Source organism: Desulfosarcina cetonica JCM 12296 (genome assembly GCF_001311845.1).
Taxonomy (GTDB): Bacteria; Desulfobacterota; Desulfobacteria; order Desulfobacterales; family Desulfosarcinaceae; genus Desulfosarcina; species Desulfosarcina cetonica.
Genome location: NZ_BBCC01000062.1, coordinates 1 through 16,010 on the forward strand (window position 1 = coordinate 1; position 16,010 = coordinate 16,010).

Consider the following 16,010-nt stretch of genomic DNA (forward strand, 5'->3'; position numbering starts at 1 on the left):
CCACGGATACCTGGACGCGGCGTGCCCTGACCCACCGGGCGACCCACCTGGCGGCCCTGCGGTCGAGTCGCCTGTATGGCCATTGGGACCGCTACAAGCGTGCCGTCCTGGACCTCAACCGCGTCCTGGCCATGGCCGGCAAGGCCTTTGGCGCCCATCTCTCCCTGGCGAATTATACCACATCGGCTCTCACGCCGGTGCGCAGCCGGGACCTGATCCGCTCGGCCGAGACTTTTGCGGATAATCCGTTTTACCCGGTCTTTTCCCGCCACCTGCGGGAACTGTTCGATGGATGGTCGCCCGATGGGGTGGGCTTTTCCATCAACTTCATGAGTCAGGCCCTGTGCGCCTTTGCCCTGATCGGCTTTATCCGTCAGATCCTGCCGGCGGCGCGTATCGTCTGTGGCGGCGGTCTGGTGACCTCCTGGCTGAATATCCCCGGAATTAAAAATCCCTTTGCCGGCCTGGTGGACGAGCTGGTTGGCGGGCCGGGCGAGGCGCGCCTGCTGGCGTTCTGCCTGCCGGAGCGGACGCCAACACCACCGGAAAGCGGATATGCGGTCGACGCCGAGACCATTGCCCGCTATTTGTCGCCCGTGCCGGTGCTGCCCTACGCGGCCTCCCGGGGGTGCTGGTGGAAGAAATGTGCCTTTTGCCCAGAAACGGCCGAGGACGCCCGCTACCGGGCGACCCACCGGCGGGGGTGATGGCGGAACTGACGCGGCTGCCCGGCGGTGGCGCCGGCCTGATTCACTTCCTGGACAATGCCCTGGCGCCGCGTCTCCTGGGTTTTTTGGCCGACCATCCGCCCGGAATTCCCTGGTACGGCTTCGCCCGCATCACCGCCCATCTGACCGACCTTGATTTTGTGCGCCGCCTGAAAAAGGCCGGCTGCAGGATGCTCAAGCTGGGAGTCGAATCGGGTGATCAGGCGGTGCTGGACGCCCTTAACAAAGGCACCGACCTTGATATGGTGACAATGGCGCTGCAGACCCTGCACCAGGCGGGCATCGCCACCTATGTTTACCTGCTTTTCGGCACGCCGGCCGAAGACGAAGCGGCCGCCGAGCGAACCCTGGACTTTACCCTGGCCCATGCCGGCTGCATCGATTTTCTCAACCTGGCCATCTTCAACCTGCCTGCCCATAGCCGTGAGGCGGCGGGACTTTCAACCCTTGACTTCTACGCCGGAGACCTCTCCCTTTACCGTGAGTTCACCCATCCCCGGGGCTGGAACCGGGACCGGGTCAGACGTTTTCTGGCCGGCTGGTTCAAGCGACCGGCGCCCATCCGCGCCATCCTGAGTCACGACCCGCCCTTTTTTACCTCCAACCACGCCCCCTTTTTTGCGCAACCACAGAATCGACAGGCAGCAACGGTCGGTCCCTGAGCCGAATACCCGAACAAGCGTTTCAAACAGTTTCTTCGAGGTAGTGCAGAATTTCGAGGGGATGGTAAACGATGTTGGCGCAGCCTTGGTCTTCAGGTCACCGGCGCCCTTGAATCCCCAGCTGACACCCACCGCCTGCATGCCCGCCGCCTCGGCCGTCTGCACATCGACGATGCTGTCACCCACAAAGAGCATCTTGGCTGGCGGCAGGTCGAGTTGCCGGGCAATTTCCAGGGCCGATGCCGGATCGGGTTTGACCGGAAACCGCTCGCTCTGGCCCATGACCACGCCGAAATGCCAGCGGTCGAAATAGTGTGCCACGTAGCGCACGGTGAAATCGTGGGGCTTGTTGGACAGGACCGCCTTGGGCAGACCCATTTTTTCCAGCCTTTCGATCAGGTCGAGGATGCCGGGGTAGGGGCGGGTTTTGCGGTTCCAGTTGTCCCAATAGATTTCGCGGGCGCGCTGGACGCAGCGCTCGATGAATTCCTGCGAGCGACCCTCGATGGGCAGGGCCCGCAGTACCAGCATCTTGATTCCGTTGCCGATAAAACGCCGGTAGTCGTCCAGCGTATGGCCGGGAAAGCCGAACTCGGCCAACATCCGGTTGACCGAGGTGGCGATATCGGCCAACGTGTCCAATAATGTGCCGTCCAGATCGAAAATGATTCCGCGGATGCCGTGGCGGATGGTTTGTTCCGTATTCACCGTTTCACCTGTTATCCTTCATCGGACCCGATACCCCATGCGCTTCAGTTCATCCATGATCAATTCACGATGATCGCCCTGGATTTCAATGCTGCCGGCCTTGACCGTGCCGCCGCTGCCGCATTTTTGCTTGAGCGTTTTTGGCCACGGCTTTGAGGGTTTCCGCATCGCCGGGGACACCGCTGATGACGCTGACGGCTTTGCCCTTGCGGCCCTGGGTGGCGCGCCGAATGCGCACGATACCGTCACCGGTACCGCGGGTCGCGGACTGATGGCAACGGCAGCGATCGAGGCGCTTGTTGCAAACCGGGCAGGTGCCGCCCTGCTCGGTGGAGTAGACCAGCCGGCTGTTCGGGGTGTCGTTGGTTTTCATGACAGCTTTCAATGGGTGGCCGTGGGGCGCGTCTTCAACCACGACCGGTTTTTGCCGATTGGCCGGTGCCAACCCGCCTGAATGGTTAAAACGATACCTTCTGCCGCAGGGCTTTCAATTTTCCCCGCCGGGTCTTGCCGTCCATGCGCCTTTCCACGGCAGCCCGGCCGGGTCGGGTGGGGCGGCGTTTTTTCAGCGGCCGGATGGCCATGCGAATCAACTGGGCCAAGCGTAGCAAGGCCGCCTCGCGGTTTTTCTCAAAGGTGCGATGTTCCTGGGCCTTGATCACAATAACGCCCGTCTTGGTAATACGTTGGTCCCGCAACGCCAGCAGGGAGGCTTTGGCTGCCGCGGGCAGCGATGAAGCCTGGATATCGAAACGCAGATGGACTGCCGAGGCCACCTTGTTGACATTCTGGCCGCCGGCGCTGGGCGCGGATGGGGCTGATCTCGATTTCACTATCCGGGATGGCCAATCGGTCGTTGATTACAAGCATGGGACGGGTTCCTGACAATCCTTCATCGCTTATCCAATATACAGACAATATTGAACTCTTCTTCGGGTTTGGCAACCCCGAAGGTGAGAAGACGGCGGGTTTCCGGAAATCTTATGATCCGAGAGGTGCATGGATATCAAACATGATGGACTCGCAAAAAGTTACATTTTCGACGATTCGTAAAAAGCCCGAGATCAAGGCTTGCGAATCCTGAGGAATGAGGCGTACTTTTGCGTACGCCGCAGTGACGAGGGATGAAGCGTAACGCCGATATCGGGTTTTTTACGAACCCGTCAAACATGCAGGCGCTGGGATCTCAAAACATAGGCCACGGCAATGCCGATCAGAAACCCGGCGGCCAGGTTGGTGGCCAGCGTGATGCCCAACACGAGAACCGGCACGAACAAATCCTTGCGCGTCTGCATGTCCAGGAGGGTGAGGCTCAATTGACCGCCGGCGAAAATCATCAGGATGCCCAGGGCGGACATGGGCAACAAATAGATTACCGCCATGAGATGCTCGCCCAGAAACAGTGCCATGGTGATGAAAAGGGTTCCAATGATCAGATTGGAGCCGGCCGTGCGGGCCCCGAAGCGATAGCGCGACGCCAGACCGCCGGCGCCGTGGCACATGGGCATGCCGCCGATGAAAAACGACAGCAGATTGGCCAGGGCCATGCTGATGCACAGCGCGATAGGTCACCCGCCGGCCATTTTCAGGAAAGTACTGCAATGACAAATCGGCGTTGGCCATCACGGCATTGCCCAAGGTCATGGGGACCTGCGGTAGCACCAGGACCAAAAGGGCGAAGGTGAAATCCGTGACCGAGGGCATGCCAAAGGGCATCCAGGGGGGAAGATTGACGCCGATATGAATCTGGTCGAGGCCTTCACGCGTGCCCACGAGCAAACCGGTTAGCATGCCGGCCCCCACGACGACAATGGCCGCGGGTAGTCGCCGGTTTTCCAGCAAGAGAAGGGTGAGCACGCCCAATAACGTACCGATGACCAAGCCGATGGGCAGCGGCCCCAACCCCTGGACACTCAGGTAGGGCTCGGCGGCATGACGCAGAACCTGCAATTTGGCGTTGCCCATCATCAGCTTGACGCCCTGGGAGACCAGCAACACGCCGGTGGAAAGTTGAACGCCGCGGATGACGGGCTTGGGAATATAGCGTCCGATCCAGGCGATGGCCCCGCTGCCGCCGATCAGAATCAGGAAAACAAAGATCCACAGGCTGGCGGCCTGGATCTGCACCGCACCGATTCCGGTGGCAATGGCATAGGCACCGATCACTTTCATGGGTTCGACGGGGGTGGTGACTTTGAAATAAAGCCCGGAGAGAATGTAGAAGATGCCGACACCGGTAAACAGCCCCACGGGATTGAGTCCATTGATCAGAATCATGCCGATCGCCAAGGGCAAAATCGTTCCCAGATCACCCAACGACCCGGCCAGTTCCATGCGATTGAACCGATAGACCGATGCCGCACGGTTGACAGATGATTGAATGGTTGCTTCCTGATGCCCGTTCATCGCCGCCTCCTGCAATCTGGGTTTCGATGATCCAAAGGGGGGTGTCCCAATTGACAGACTATCACGATAAATATTATTATCGTGATAGTAGAATGACGCGGCCTGATTGTCAAGCACTTGTTGATGATGTACGATCACGCCATTTGCCAGGAACGGATGACAACGATGGGCAGGGTGGAAATGGGGAAGAATAAAAAAGGCCGTGACGCCGGGCAGCCGGATCGGCAGGCGGTGCTCATGCAAGCGCAGAACTACAACGGTCGGATCTTTTCGGCGCCGGATCAGGAAAAATGCCTGGATGCCGTCCAACTGCATCAGTTGGAACGGGCTTTCCGGGATTGGATCGACGCGGCCACGCGGGCTGACGTGCGGGTCTCACGCAGACGGATTTTTCTGATTTTTCTATTGATCCGCTACACGGGGGCAAAACTGAACGAGGTCCTGAGCATCGATCCGGAAAAGGATATCGATTTGAAGCGCCAGCGGGTTCGATTCGGACGGCTTCAGGCCGATGCCGGCCGTTCCGCGCGAACCGTCCAGCTTTCCGAAACTCTCTGCCATGAGATAAAGGCGCTGGTCACCGAACTGGCCGATACGACCGGCACCCCGCCCATGCTCGATGTGGATCCGGGATTCGTGCGGCGCAAATTCTATGAACGCGCCGAGGCCTGCGGAATTCCCAAACAGCTGGGCGCGCCGGAAATCCTGCGCAAGTCGCGCGCCGTGGAGTTGATGCAGAGCAACATGCCCTTGCCGGCGGTGCAGATGCTGCTGGGACATTCGACCCCCAACCTGACTTCTGCCTATGTCTCCTTTTCCGAGGATGACATCCAACAGGTCACCCGGATCTTCATGGAAAAGGAGTCCCAGCGCAAGACCAGCGCGCGGAACACCTTCTTCGGAAAGATCCAGGCCATCCACCGGGGAGATATCCAGGCCCTTGTGGAACTACTGACCATCGACGGGCATACGATCGCCACGGTGATCACCAATGGCAGCCTCCAGCGGTTGGGACTGAAGGTGGGTGCCCTGATAACCGCCGAGGTCAAGGCCCCCTGGGTGATCGTGCAAAAGGGGCAAACAGCTCCCGGATGCAGTGCGGACAACGTTCTCGATGGGGTCGTGGCGCGGATCAACCCGGGCAAGGTCAATACCGAGATGATCGTGCGACTGGCCAGCGGGACCGAGGTCTGCTCCTTGATGACCACCCGGAGTTGCCGCCGCCTCGGTCTTGCCGAGGGGGATCCGGCCCAGGTCTGCTTCAATGGGTTTGCCGTGGTGCTGCTGGCGGAATGATTGCGCATCTCCACGGTGCGGGACCATCGATGTGCCGGGCGCACCACCGTTGATGCAGGGTTGCCTCAGGAAGCGATGCCGCCCGCCAAAGATTCGTAGACCCGGTACGTGGTGACATCACCCAGAATCGTGTCGATTTGACCTTGAAGGGCGATGCGCTGTTCGCTATGCAGCCAGCGGTTCCAATCCTCAAGGCTGTTCCAGGTGCTGATGACCAGATATTCTCCGGGGCAGTCCAGGCAGCGAAAGGTTCGTCCGGTGATGTATCCGGGTTGGACGGTGGCCAGGGAGCGCATCTTGACGATCAGCGGCGCCAGTTCGGTGGCTTTTTCAGGATTGGTGAAGGTGCGTTGGATCATGACGGTAATGGCCATGTTGACCTCCTTCGATGGGATGGATGAGAGGATCGTCGTCATAAACCTGATGGGAAAAAACACTGATATTCCAGCCTAACGCCCCTTGCCGGGGTTTGTCAAACCGATGCGTAAGCCCGCACGCGCGACCTAAAGAATCCTGGTTTTTTGTGATGGATTAGGCTATTTTGATTTCTCAAGCAAACGGCCCGTTGCCGTCCTGTCGGTCGGCGATTCCGATGACGTGGGGTCTTTGGATGCATCAAAAACGGAAGAGGCGCTCCATATGCGATGGTTTGGTAAGAAGAAAACGCTCACCGGTCTGGCACGGACCTGTGGTTGAGCGGCGAAAATCGGTCCGACGGTCCTGTCGGAAGCCTTGAGGGGGCTACCCGCCCCCACCGATTCGAACCTTCTGGTCGGTTTCGATTCCAGCGACGATGCCGCGGTCTATCGCCTGACTGACGACCTGGCGGTGGTTTCCACGGCGGACTATATCACGCCGCCGGTGGATGAACCCATCTGGTTCGGCCGGATTGCCGCCGCCAATGCCCTTTCCGACGTCTATGCCATGGGCGGCCGGCCGGTGACCGCACTCAATCTGGTGATGTATCCCGAAAAGAAGCTCGGGCCCGATATCTTGCGTGAGATTTTGAAGGGCAGCCATGAGAAGGTGACCGAAGCCGGCGCCAGCCTGGCCGGCGGGCATTCCACGGACAATGAAGAGCCGGTTTTCGGGTTGGCCGTTACCGGTGTGGTTTCTCCCAAACGGATTTTGACCAACACCGGCGTTCGACCGGGAGATGCCCTGATTCTCACCAAACCTTTGGGCACCGGCGTACTGTTCAATGCCTGCCGTTCCGGCCGGCTGCCGCGCCGGGAACTCGATCCGGTATTGCCCCTGGTGGCCGCGCTGAACGGACCGGCCATGACGGCGGCCCTGAACCATCCCGTGCACGCCTGTACGGACATCACCGGCTTTGCGCTTGTCGGGCACAGCTTGGAGATGGCCATGGGTAGCGGGGTGACGATCGATATTGAATACAGCGCCCTGCCCATCCATCCGAATGTGCTGGAGATGTACGCCAAGGGCGAGACGACCGGCAGCAACCTCGCCAACCGGGGGCTGGTGGCCGGGAAGCTGCATGTGGCGGCAGGTCTTTCAGCCCCGCAGGAGGAGCTGCTGTTTGATCCTCAGACCTCCGGCGGCCTCTTGCTTGCCGTGCCGACGGACCAGGCCGATGCACTCTTGCAGGCCCTGCATGATGCCGGTATCGATAAGGCCGCCATCATCGGACGGGCCCATGAAGGGGGGGCGGCGGGTATCCGCATCGTCTGATCCTGGCGAAGCCGTCAACCATTGAGAAGTTCGGAAAAATAGATTAAAGAAAACCCGTGGTATCTGATTGATGCGCTGGGAGCGATCATCCGTGACAACCCCTTTTATCTGGCACACCACCATGAAAGTCATTTCTTACCTTACGGTTTTTCTCGTCATCGTTGGTATTGCCGGGTTTTCGGCCATGGCCCAGAAACAGGAAGCGGCCAAGGAGCCGTTGATTACGCTGTCGGTCAAGGACGAACCGTTGGGCGATGTCCTGGACACGATAACCGCTGAAACCGGTTATCAATTCAAGCTCAACGAACAGTGGCAGGATTGGCCGGTAAGTGCCACCATCGGTAGTTTGCCCCTGGAAAAGGGACTCAAACGTTTACTCCGCAGCCTGAACTACACAATTGTCTGGGAATCGGAACGGACGCTTTCAATCATGGTTTATGGAAAGGCCGAGCCCGGTGGCTCTGGCCCGGCGGTGCCATTTCGCGCGCCGCCCCCGGTCGAGCAGGAGATGGCCGAGCCGGAATCGGTGGATCAGGAAACCCAGGAAGAACCACCGGAGGAGGAGATGGAAGACGCCTCGGAGAGCGAAGCCGGTGATCTGGATAATTCCAAAATTGATATGGATGCCTCCGACATACAACCGGTCGAGGCCATCCCTCACCCACCGGAGCTGCCGAACGCACCGAAAACCGGTGCGTTGCCCGGACGCGGTAAAGCAGCGCAAGAATAAAGAATTTACCGATAGCCTTGCCCCCCTGGAAACAGCGGCCAACGGTTTTTCGTTCGTCGCTGTTATGTTATTTTTTCCCGCATTTTTTTGCTCTGACGGCGGCATCAAGGCCTCTTCCCATGGTCGCCTGCGCCTCCCTTCCCGTTGACCTGCATTGCATGGTCGAGCCGGATGTTTACCTTATCGCTTACCAGACGCTTCCATAAAGGCGCTTTATTCGGTGCCAATGGGTGTGAAACCCTGGGGAGACCCGGATTCCGGGTTAAGGAGGTGCGCGATGAACCTGCTCGATCCTACAGCCACGCCAGCCATGCGGAATGCGCATGCGAAACGACCCAACGGCCTGGACGACCTGCGTTTTGACAATCGTTTTGTGCGGGAGCTGCCCGCCGATTCCAACCCTGTCAACCGCCGTCGCCAGGTTTACGGTGCCTGCTACTCGCGGGTCGACCCGACACCGGTGAAAGCCCCCCGTTTAGTGGCCTTTTCCCCGGATATGGCCGATCGTTTAGGGCTCTCTGATAAAACCTGTCAGTCGGATCGCTTTGCCCAGGTGGTTACCGGCAACCGGCTGCTACCCGATATGCAACCCTTCGCCATGTGCTATGGCGGCCATCAGTTCGGCCATTGGGCCGGCCAACTGGGGGACGGCCGCGCCATCAACCTGGGGGAGGTGTTGAACCCATCCGGCGAACGCTGGGTCCTGCAATTGAAGGGCGCCGGTCCGACGCCTTACTCGCGTACTGCCGACGGACTGGCGGTACTGCGTTCGTCGATTCGCGAGTTTTTGTGCAGTGAAGCGATGTTTCACCTCGGCGTGCCCACCACGCGGGCATTGAGTCTGACCCTGACCGGTGAGGAGGTGGAACGGGACATGTTTTACGACGGCCACCCCAAGCTGGAACCCGGGGCGGTGGTCTGCCGCGTGGCCCCGTCCTTCATCCGTTTCGGCAATTTCCAGATCCTTACGGCCAGGGGAGACATGGATCTCTTAAAGAGGCTGGTGGATTATACCATCAGAACCGATTTTCCTGAATTGGGTGAGCCCGGTCCGGCCACCTACGTTTCTTGGTTCGAGACCGTCTGCCGCCGAACCGCCGAGATGATCATCCACTGGATGCGGGTGGGGTTCGTTCACGGGGTGATGAACACCGACAACATGTCCATTCTCGGCCTGACCATCGATTACGGCCCCTATGGCTGGCTGGAAAATTTCGATCCCGGCTGGACCCCCAACACCACCGATGCCGGGGGGCGGCGTTACCGCTTCGCCCATCAACCGGGCATTGCCCAATGGAACCTGGCCCAGCTGGCCAATGCGATCTATCCGCTGATCAACCAGGCGGAGCCGCTGGAAGCGGCGCTGGCCGCCTATGCCGAGCAATATCAGACCGGATGGCAGACGATGATGGCCAACAAGCTGGGACTGGTCGCCTTTGAAAAAGAGATGGATCAGGGCCTGATCGATGAACTGTTGGCGATCCTGGCCGCCGCCGAAACGGACATGACGATCTTTTTCCGGCGCCTGGCCCGACTGGACGCGGATCAGCTGACGGCTGCGGCAGCCACGGCGGAGGCGATTCCCAATGAATTGATGGCCGCCTATTATGTGCCTGATCAACTGACGGCTGAACTGCGCGGTCGAACCGGCAATTGGTTCAAAACCTATGCCGCGCGAATCCGGCGGGCGGGGATTCCCCAAAAGGAGCGCCGGCGCCGGATGGATGCGGTCAACCCCAACTATGTGCTGCGCAACTATTTGGCCCAGCTGGCCATTGACAAGGCCGAGACCGGCGATTTTTCAATGGTGCATGAATTGCTCGCCCTTTTGCGCCGGCCATACGATGAACAGCCCGATAAGGACGTCTATGCCGCCCGCCGGCCTGACTGGGCCCGCCACCGGCCCGGTTGCTCCATGCTCTCGTGTAGCTCATAAAAAGCGTCTCAGATGAATCCGTCAATAATAATACCAGATGGTCCCGTAGTCGTGGACGCTCTCGCCGATGGCGGCGAGCCGCTGAAGATAGTCCAAGATGGGCACATCCTCGCTGATGTGCGTCTTTGCCGTGCGGGAGATATTTTTTTCCCAGGGGTGGAACTCATAAAGGCGCGAGCCATCCGGCAGGATCGAGATCAGGTCCCGGTGAACCGTGGCCCGCAGATAGTTCTTGCCCAAACCGGGAACGTTGTAAACCGCTTCGTCGGTTCGTGACAGGCCGGGCAAAAGTCGCGCCTCTTCTTTCTGCTCCTGCAGCAGTCGGGCAATCGGGACGCGGTAATCCAGCGTTTCCTCTTTGCCTTTGGTATTGAAGGTGTAATAGGGATCGATGCCGATACGGGTCAGGATCCGCCGAAGGAAGGCAGCCTCGAACCGCCGCGAGGCGAAAAAGGTGTAGACCAGCTGGTTATAGACCGGGATCCCCCGTTTGCGCAGACGATCGACGGCGGCGGCGGTGTCCGGCGTGATTTCATAGCTGTGCTGCGCGTGGGTGACCACCGCGACCTGCCGACGTCCATTTTCCCGAAAGCGGGCCAGGATGTCCGCGAGAGGGCCCGTGATGCGCATAGGCAGGGTGACTGGCGTACGGCTGCCGATGCGGATGCGTTCGAGCGTTGGAATAGCGGCCAAGCGCTCCAGGATGGCCTCGATCTCGGCATCGCTCATGGCCAGGGGTCGCCGCCGGTGACCAAGACTTCGTGAATGGCCGGATGGGCGCGGATCCACTCGACGGCGGCGTCGATTTTTTCTGCGATGCCATGGCCCCGGGTTGCATGGCATCGTCAATCTCCCAATTGCGCTGGCAGTAAACACAGATCTGGGGGCACGTATTGAAGGGTTTGAAGATGCAAATGGATGGGTAACGGCGGGTAATCAGGTCGATGGGCGAGGTGTCGGCTTCCAGCATGAAATCCAGGCAGTGGCCAAACCGTTGGGCTTCGGCCATCTTTTCCACATAGGCGGGGGAGGGGATCACCTGGGCACGGATGGCCCGATCTTTTTCGGCGTCTTGCGTATCATCCATCAGGGACAGGTAGTAGGGGGTGATGCCGAAGGGCAGACCGTTGGCCCGGGCCTTTTGAATCGCCTGGTATTCCGTTTCCCGTAATTTCAGCAGTTGGGCAATCTCATCCGCTTCGCGCAGAATATGGGCCACCTGCCAGGTCCAGTCCTTCCATTGATCGATGGATGCCTGCATGCGTGCACAGATCTGCTGCTGCCTGGCCTCACGCTGTTTTACCGCCTCTTGATCCAGCCCGGAAACAAACTTGGTCAGGCGCAGATTCATTTCGGCATAAAGTTCGTCCAGTTGGCGAGACCGTTCGATGGCCGCCTTGCGGTGGGCGTAGCGGCTGGGAATCAGGTGCAGGTCAGCCAGTGTCGACCCTGGGCCGCGACCCTGAAGACCCAAAAAAAGGTAGAGGAGTTCGGCGTAAAAGGCCGGGGTCAGATCCTGTCGCGGATTGTTGTGGGCGATGTCAAAGATCGCCCGAGCAACCGAAAAGCGGGCCTTGTCCTCGCTGCGCCGGGTCATCAGCCGAATCATTACCTTGGCGCAGTCGCGGACGCGGACGATAGATCCTTCCGAAATGGTATCGTAGTCGTCGAAAGCCTCGAACATCATTTCGTTGGCCATGCGCGCCAGGCTGGCGCGCAGGTCGTCAACCGAATGGGTGTGTCGGGCAATGGCAAAAATCTCCGGTGCCTTGGCCTGGAGATAGGTCGGATTGAATTTTGATGTATCGATCATGGCTTTTTTCTTTCTCACGAAAACAAACTGTTACCAAAAAGCCAACCCGGATGGCAGGAAACGCTCAACGATGGACCGACGGCGATGGTGTGGGTTGGAATGCTGTCGAAGGGTCACGTTTCGATGAATAGTTGAAGTATAGCAGAACAGGGCGCTCGGTCAAAGGCCTTTGGGCGTGAATGGCGCGTCTTCCCGGAAAGGGACACCGTTGGCGGATCGTATGGTCCGCCGGCGGCCCTCCATCCGGTGGCCATACTGGATCCTTTGGTAACGATACAGGCCGAATCGGAAAGAATCAGGCTCCGGATACTTTCGTATCATTTCCAAATGCAGTTCCCCTGGGGAAGGGCCGGCGGAATTGCTTTTCCATGACTTTCCCGATAAACTCATTGATCGAGTGCCCAAGAACCCTTTCATTAGAAAGGCTTACGTCATGCCTACCTGCCAATGCCTGTTGGTGGATACGCACGCCCATCTGTGTGCGGCCGATTTTGATGCCGACCGGGAAGCCGTGCTGCAGCGCGCCCGGGAGGCCGGCGTTGGCGCGGTGATCGCCGTTGGAGAAGACCTGGCCGACGCGCATCGGAATGTCCGACTTGCCAAGACCCACTCCATGCTCAAGCCGGCTGCCGGTCTCTATCCGACGATCCTTGACTTGGCACAGGCCGATGCCATGGAGACCTTTATTCGTGAACAACGTTTCCACCTGGCTGCCATTGGAGAAGTCGGCTTGGATTTTTGGGTGGTCAAGGATGAACCGCAAAGGGCACTTCAGCAGGAGATTTTCGAACGCTTCATTGATTTGTCCATTGAATTGAACCTGCCCCTGAACGTTCATTCCCGCTCCGCCGGCCGCCACGTCGTGTCCCTTTTACTGCGACACCAGGCGCTGCGGGTTCAACTGCACGCCTTTGATGGCAAGGCCGGCGCCGCCTTGCCGGCCGTGGAGGCCGGATATTTTTTTTCCATCCCCCCCTCGGTGGTCCGTTCCCGCCAGAAACAGAAGCTGGTTCGTCAACTCCCCTTGTCGGCCATTTTGGTAGAGACCGACAGCCCGGTGCTGGGCGCCGTACCGAACCAGCGCAACGAACCGGCCAACCTATGCTTGGCCGTCACGGCCATCGCGCAGATCAAATCGATTCCAGTACTGGACGTCGTTGCAGCGGTGGTGGAAAACACACAGCGGTTGTACGGCGAGGATATTCAAGACGGCTGAAGGGCTGCCTTGACGTCGGGCCGGAAATATTTGCGGGAATCCTCGGAATCGGCAAACAAGGCTTCAGCAAACTATATGGATGGGTAAGGCGCTGGAATGGTCGGGGCGAGAGGATTTGAACCTCCGACTCCCTGCTCCCAAAGCAGGTGCGCTACCAGACTGCGCTACGCCCCGATTTTTGGTTGCCCTCTTACCACTGTTTGCTGGGTTGGTGCAAGCGCTGAATGAGGTGCTTTCGCCGGGTTCGGGTGATTTTTGGAAATGGTTAGAAACTTGACAGATTCCTGGTCAGATATTATTTTTTTCGTTTGATTTTTTTGCATGGTTTAGTTTATTTGCTAATAAGGTCAGGTTGCGCAAGGCATCCTGGTAAATCGTTTTTTCCGTTAACGATTTGCGAGAGTGGCGGAATTGGTAGACGCACTGGACTTAGGATCCAGCTCTGGCGACAGAGTGGGAGTTCAAGTCTCCCCTCTCGCACCAAATTTGATCCCGGCGTCGCTTTGGGGTGTCGATGGAGCGGACGGGGTGGCGATAAAAGGTGCACATGCACACCGATCCGCTCCAGCCGGGCGAGATTTTCCGGTTGGTGTGAAATCGATAATATGTCCGGGAGATGCCAAGGGAGCCCTGATGCGTGTTGCGTCGGGGCATTTAATTTTTACCTGAATTGATTCGGTCAAGGCGTGGGTGGGCGGCCTCCACGCATGCGTCAGGGCAGATTCAGGGTCAGAAAGGATGAATATGAAGGTTACCGTTGAAGATCGCAGCTCCGTAAAAAAAGTCATGCACATTGAGATTCCCGATGCGGATGTGAGCCATGCGCTGGATGATGCCTACAAATCTTTAAAAAAGACCGCCAAGGTAAAAGGCTTTCGTCCAGGGAAAACGCCACGTGGGGTGTTGGAACGGCTCTACCGAAAGGACGTGCATGCCGATGTGGTTTCCAAGCTGATCCAGGATAATTATGTGCAAGCCTTGACGGAGACCCAACTTAAAGTCGTCGGTTCTCCGGTCGTGGATCCACCGGAATTGAATCCAGGAAGCGATTATTGCTTTACAGCAGAGGTTGAAGTTCACCCGGAAATTGCCGATATTGACTTCGCCGGTCTTCAACTCACCAAGACCCTTTATCAGGCCACTGACGAAGAGGTGGATGTTCAGATTAAAATGATGCAAAAAAATATGGCCAAGCGGGTCCCCATCGATGAAACACGCCCTGCACAGATCGGTGACTTTGTTCAGGTGGACTACGAAGGCTTTAAAGATGGCAACCCTTTTGACGAGGCTAAAAAAACCGAAAATTTCGTGATCAAACTGGGTGACGGCCATATTACCCAGGATTTCGACAATGGTGTGGTCGGGATGAATCCTGGAGAAGAAAAAGATATTACAGTCACCTTTCCCGAGGACTATTTTAACAAGAAGCTGTCCGGGCACACCGTGGATTTCAAGGTGAAACTCAACGAGATTCGTAAAGAGGAGCTGCCCGAGATCGATGATGCGTTGGCCAAGCAATTGGGCGCTTTTAATACGATTGATGAAGTTCGTCAGAAGATTATGGAGAACCTGAAGCAGGGGTACGATAAACGCAGTGAACAGGAACTCAACGAACAGATATTCAGCCAATTGTTGGAAAAAACAGAGTTCGAGGTCCCCGATGTAATGGTGGACTATGAACTCAACCACATCATATCGGATGCCGAACGCTCATTTTCCTATCACAACAAGACATTCGAAGAAGCCGGTATTTCCAAGGAAAGCCTTGCCGAAAAGTATCGTGACACGGCGGAAAAGCAGGTTCGCCGGCAATTGATTCTGGGAAAAATCATCGAACAGGAAAAAATGGAACTTTCCGAGGATGCGCTGCAAAGCGGCTTTGCCGAGATGGCTGAGGTCTACAATCAACCGGTGGAGATGGTCAAAGGCTTCTACGAAAAGAGCGGGGATCAGCTCGAGCTTTTTAAGCATGCATTACTTGAAAAACAGGCGATTAAGCTTATTATGGATAGGAATGAAATCGAATCTGTGACACCAGAAACGACTGCTACGGGTGATTCAGCTTAGGAAGTTGGGGGCATGCTCACGGTGGTGCCCTGTGGCGGGTATGCGGAAAGATACAGGGTTTGCAGTGGCATTCGTTTCGTCCCATATTTTCCAAAGCCTTTAATTTTATGGCATGAAAACGGTGTAAAGGAGATTAGAGAGTGGCATTAATACCGATGGTCATCGACCAAACCAGCAGGGGGGAAAGGGCTTACGACATCTATTCGCGGCTCCTGAAAGATCGAATCATTTTTTTGGGGACCGCTATTAACGATGATGTTGCCAATCTGCTGATCGCCCAGATGCTTTTCCTCGAATCCGAAGATCCGGAGAAGGATATCAACCTTTACATCAATTCGCCCGGTGGCGTTGTCACGGCGGGTTTGGCGGTTTACGATACCATGCAGTATATCAAACCCGATGTGACCACCGTATGTATCGGTCAAGCGGCCAGTATGGGCGCCTTGCTCCTGGCTGCAGGCGCAGCAAAAAAGCGCTACGCCCTTCCCCATGCGCGCATTATGATCCATCAGCCCATGGGGGGATTCCAGGGCCAGGCTTCGGATATTGCCATCCAGGCCAAAGAGATATTACGCATGAAAGACGCGCTTAACGATATTCTGGTGCGCCACACCGGGCGGAATATCGACGACGTCCAGAAAGACACGGACCGAGACTACTTCATGTCAGGGATGGAAGCAAAAAACTATGGGATCGTTGACCATGTCATCACAAATCGCGATGACCTGGACAAGATAACCGACACGGAGGCATGAT

The 16,010-nt window shown here is 57.6% G+C and carries 16 protein-coding genes, 2 tRNA genes and 1 pseudogene; 10 read left to right on the forward strand and 9 right to left on the reverse strand.

Annotation, left to right across the window (positions count from 1 at the left end; genetic code table 11):
* Window positions 1–707: radical SAM protein (locus JCM12296_RS39880; protein WP_479690865.1), on the forward strand; the 707-nt coding region annotated here is incomplete at its 5' end.
* On the forward strand, window positions 707–1,390 hold the full coding sequence (locus JCM12296_RS44560) for a radical SAM protein (RefSeq protein WP_246804347.1): 684 nt from the start codon (window positions 707–709) through the stop codon (window positions 1,388–1,390). The genes JCM12296_RS39880 and JCM12296_RS44560, both read left to right, overlap by 1 nt.
* An 84-nt stretch (window positions 1,391–1,474) precedes the next feature.
* On the opposite strand, the pseudogene JCM12296_RS44565 reads toward JCM12296_RS44560, so the two are convergent.
* The 5 genes and pseudogenes from JCM12296_RS44565 to JCM12296_RS50515 all read right to left on the reverse strand — a co-directional run.
* Window positions 1,475–2,098: pseudogene (locus JCM12296_RS44565) on the reverse strand (HAD family hydrolase); the annotation flags it as partial.
* Window positions 2,099–2,116: 18 nt separating this feature from the next.
* Window positions 2,117–2,188, reverse strand: a complete 72-nt coding sequence (locus JCM12296_RS44570; protein ID WP_246804359.1) for an SUI1 family translation initiation factor — start codon at window positions 2,186–2,188, stop codon at window positions 2,117–2,119.
* Window positions 2,184–2,543 carry an SUI1 family translation initiation factor gene (locus JCM12296_RS15130; protein WP_246804364.1) on the reverse strand — a complete coding sequence of 120 codons (360 nt, stop codon included), beginning with the start codon at window positions 2,541–2,543 and terminating at the stop codon, window positions 2,184–2,186. The genes JCM12296_RS44570 and JCM12296_RS15130 overlap by 5 nt, the downstream gene beginning before the upstream one ends.
* Before the next feature lie 13 nt (window positions 2,544–2,556).
* Window positions 2,557–2,931 (reverse strand): alternative ribosome rescue aminoacyl-tRNA hydrolase ArfB, encoded by a 375-nt coding sequence (arfB, locus tag JCM12296_RS15135; protein WP_281492024.1) that lies wholly within the window; start codon window positions 2,929–2,931, stop codon window positions 2,557–2,559.
* A 319-nt stretch (window positions 2,932–3,250) separates the two neighbouring features.
* Window positions 3,251–4,504 (reverse strand): molybdate transporter family protein, encoded by a 1,254-nt coding sequence (locus tag JCM12296_RS50515; RefSeq protein ID WP_422698800.1) that lies wholly within the window; start codon window positions 4,502–4,504, stop codon window positions 3,251–3,253.
* A 165-nt stretch (window positions 4,505–4,669) separates the two neighbouring features.
* On the opposite strand from JCM12296_RS50515, the gene JCM12296_RS15145 reads away from it, so the two are divergent.
* Window positions 4,670–5,800 (forward strand): TOBE domain-containing protein, encoded by a 1,131-nt coding sequence (locus JCM12296_RS15145; protein ID WP_246804350.1) that lies wholly within the window; start codon window positions 4,670–4,672, stop codon window positions 5,798–5,800.
* Window positions 5,801–5,865: 65 nt separating this feature from the next.
* On the opposite strand, the gene JCM12296_RS15150 is transcribed toward JCM12296_RS15145, so the two are convergent.
* Window positions 5,866–6,174 carry an antibiotic biosynthesis monooxygenase family protein gene (locus tag JCM12296_RS15150; protein ID WP_054694719.1) on the reverse strand — a complete coding sequence of 103 codons (309 nt, stop codon included), beginning with the start codon at window positions 6,172–6,174 and terminating at the stop codon, window positions 5,866–5,868.
* Window positions 6,175–6,505: 331 nt separating this feature from the next.
* On the opposite strand from JCM12296_RS15150, the gene selD reads away from it, so the two are divergent.
* The 3 genes from selD (at window position 6,506) to JCM12296_RS15165 (ending at window position 10,158) form a co-directional block, all read left to right on the forward strand.
* On the forward strand, window positions 6,506–7,492 hold the full coding sequence (gene selD, locus JCM12296_RS15155; RefSeq protein ID WP_083456169.1) for a selenide, water dikinase SelD: 987 nt from the start codon (window positions 6,506–6,508) through the stop codon (window positions 7,490–7,492).
* 91 nt (window positions 7,493–7,583) lie between these two features.
* A complete protein-coding gene (locus JCM12296_RS15160; protein WP_157067639.1) occupies window positions 7,584–8,222 on the forward strand; it encodes a hypothetical protein in 639 nt (212 codons plus the stop codon).
* Window positions 8,223–8,499: 277 nt separating this feature from the next.
* On the forward strand, window positions 8,500–10,158 hold the full coding sequence (locus tag JCM12296_RS15165) for a protein adenylyltransferase SelO (RefSeq protein ID WP_246804353.1): 1,659 nt from the start codon (window positions 8,500–8,502) through the stop codon (window positions 10,156–10,158).
* Between the two features lie 21 nt (window positions 10,159–10,179).
* Here the strand turns inward: JCM12296_RS15165 and JCM12296_RS39885 are convergent, their stop codons facing one another.
* Window positions 10,180–10,719 carry a hypothetical protein gene (locus tag JCM12296_RS39885; protein WP_054694663.1) on the reverse strand — a complete coding sequence of 180 codons (540 nt, stop codon included), beginning with the start codon at window positions 10,717–10,719 and terminating at the stop codon, window positions 10,180–10,182.
* On the reverse strand, window positions 10,691–11,971 hold the full coding sequence (locus JCM12296_RS15175; protein ID WP_054694666.1) for a hypothetical protein: 1,281 nt from the start codon (window positions 11,969–11,971) through the stop codon (window positions 10,691–10,693). Before JCM12296_RS15175 ends, JCM12296_RS39885 begins: the two co-directional genes overlap by 29 nt.
* Window positions 11,972–12,404: 433 nt before the next feature.
* On the opposite strand from JCM12296_RS15175, the gene JCM12296_RS15180 reads away from it, so the two are divergent.
* On the forward strand, window positions 12,405–13,187 hold the full coding sequence (locus JCM12296_RS15180; protein WP_054694669.1) for a TatD family hydrolase: 783 nt from the start codon (window positions 12,405–12,407) through the stop codon (window positions 13,185–13,187).
* A 97-nt stretch (window positions 13,188–13,284) separates the two neighbouring features.
* On the opposite strand, the gene JCM12296_RS15185 is transcribed toward JCM12296_RS15180, so the two are convergent.
* A tRNA-Pro gene (locus JCM12296_RS15185) sits at window positions 13,285–13,361 on the reverse strand.
* A gap of 222 nt (window positions 13,362–13,583) precedes the next feature.
* On the opposite strand from JCM12296_RS15185, the gene JCM12296_RS15190 reads away from it, so the two are divergent.
* From JCM12296_RS15190 to clpP, 3 genes are all read left to right on the forward strand, one after another.
* Window positions 13,584–13,670: transfer RNA gene (locus JCM12296_RS15190), tRNA-Leu, on the forward strand.
* 261 nt (window positions 13,671–13,931) lie between these two features.
* Window positions 13,932–15,254, forward strand: coding sequence for a trigger factor (gene tig, locus JCM12296_RS15195; RefSeq protein ID WP_054694672.1), 1,323 nt, complete (start codon window positions 13,932–13,934; stop codon window positions 15,252–15,254).
* Window positions 15,255–15,394: 140 nt separating this feature from the next.
* Complete coding sequence (gene clpP / locus JCM12296_RS15200) at window positions 15,395–16,009, forward strand: ATP-dependent Clp endopeptidase proteolytic subunit ClpP (protein ID WP_054694676.1); 615 nt, start codon at window positions 15,395–15,397, stop codon at window positions 16,007–16,009.
* The last annotated feature ends 1 nt before the right edge of the window (window position 16,010 follow it).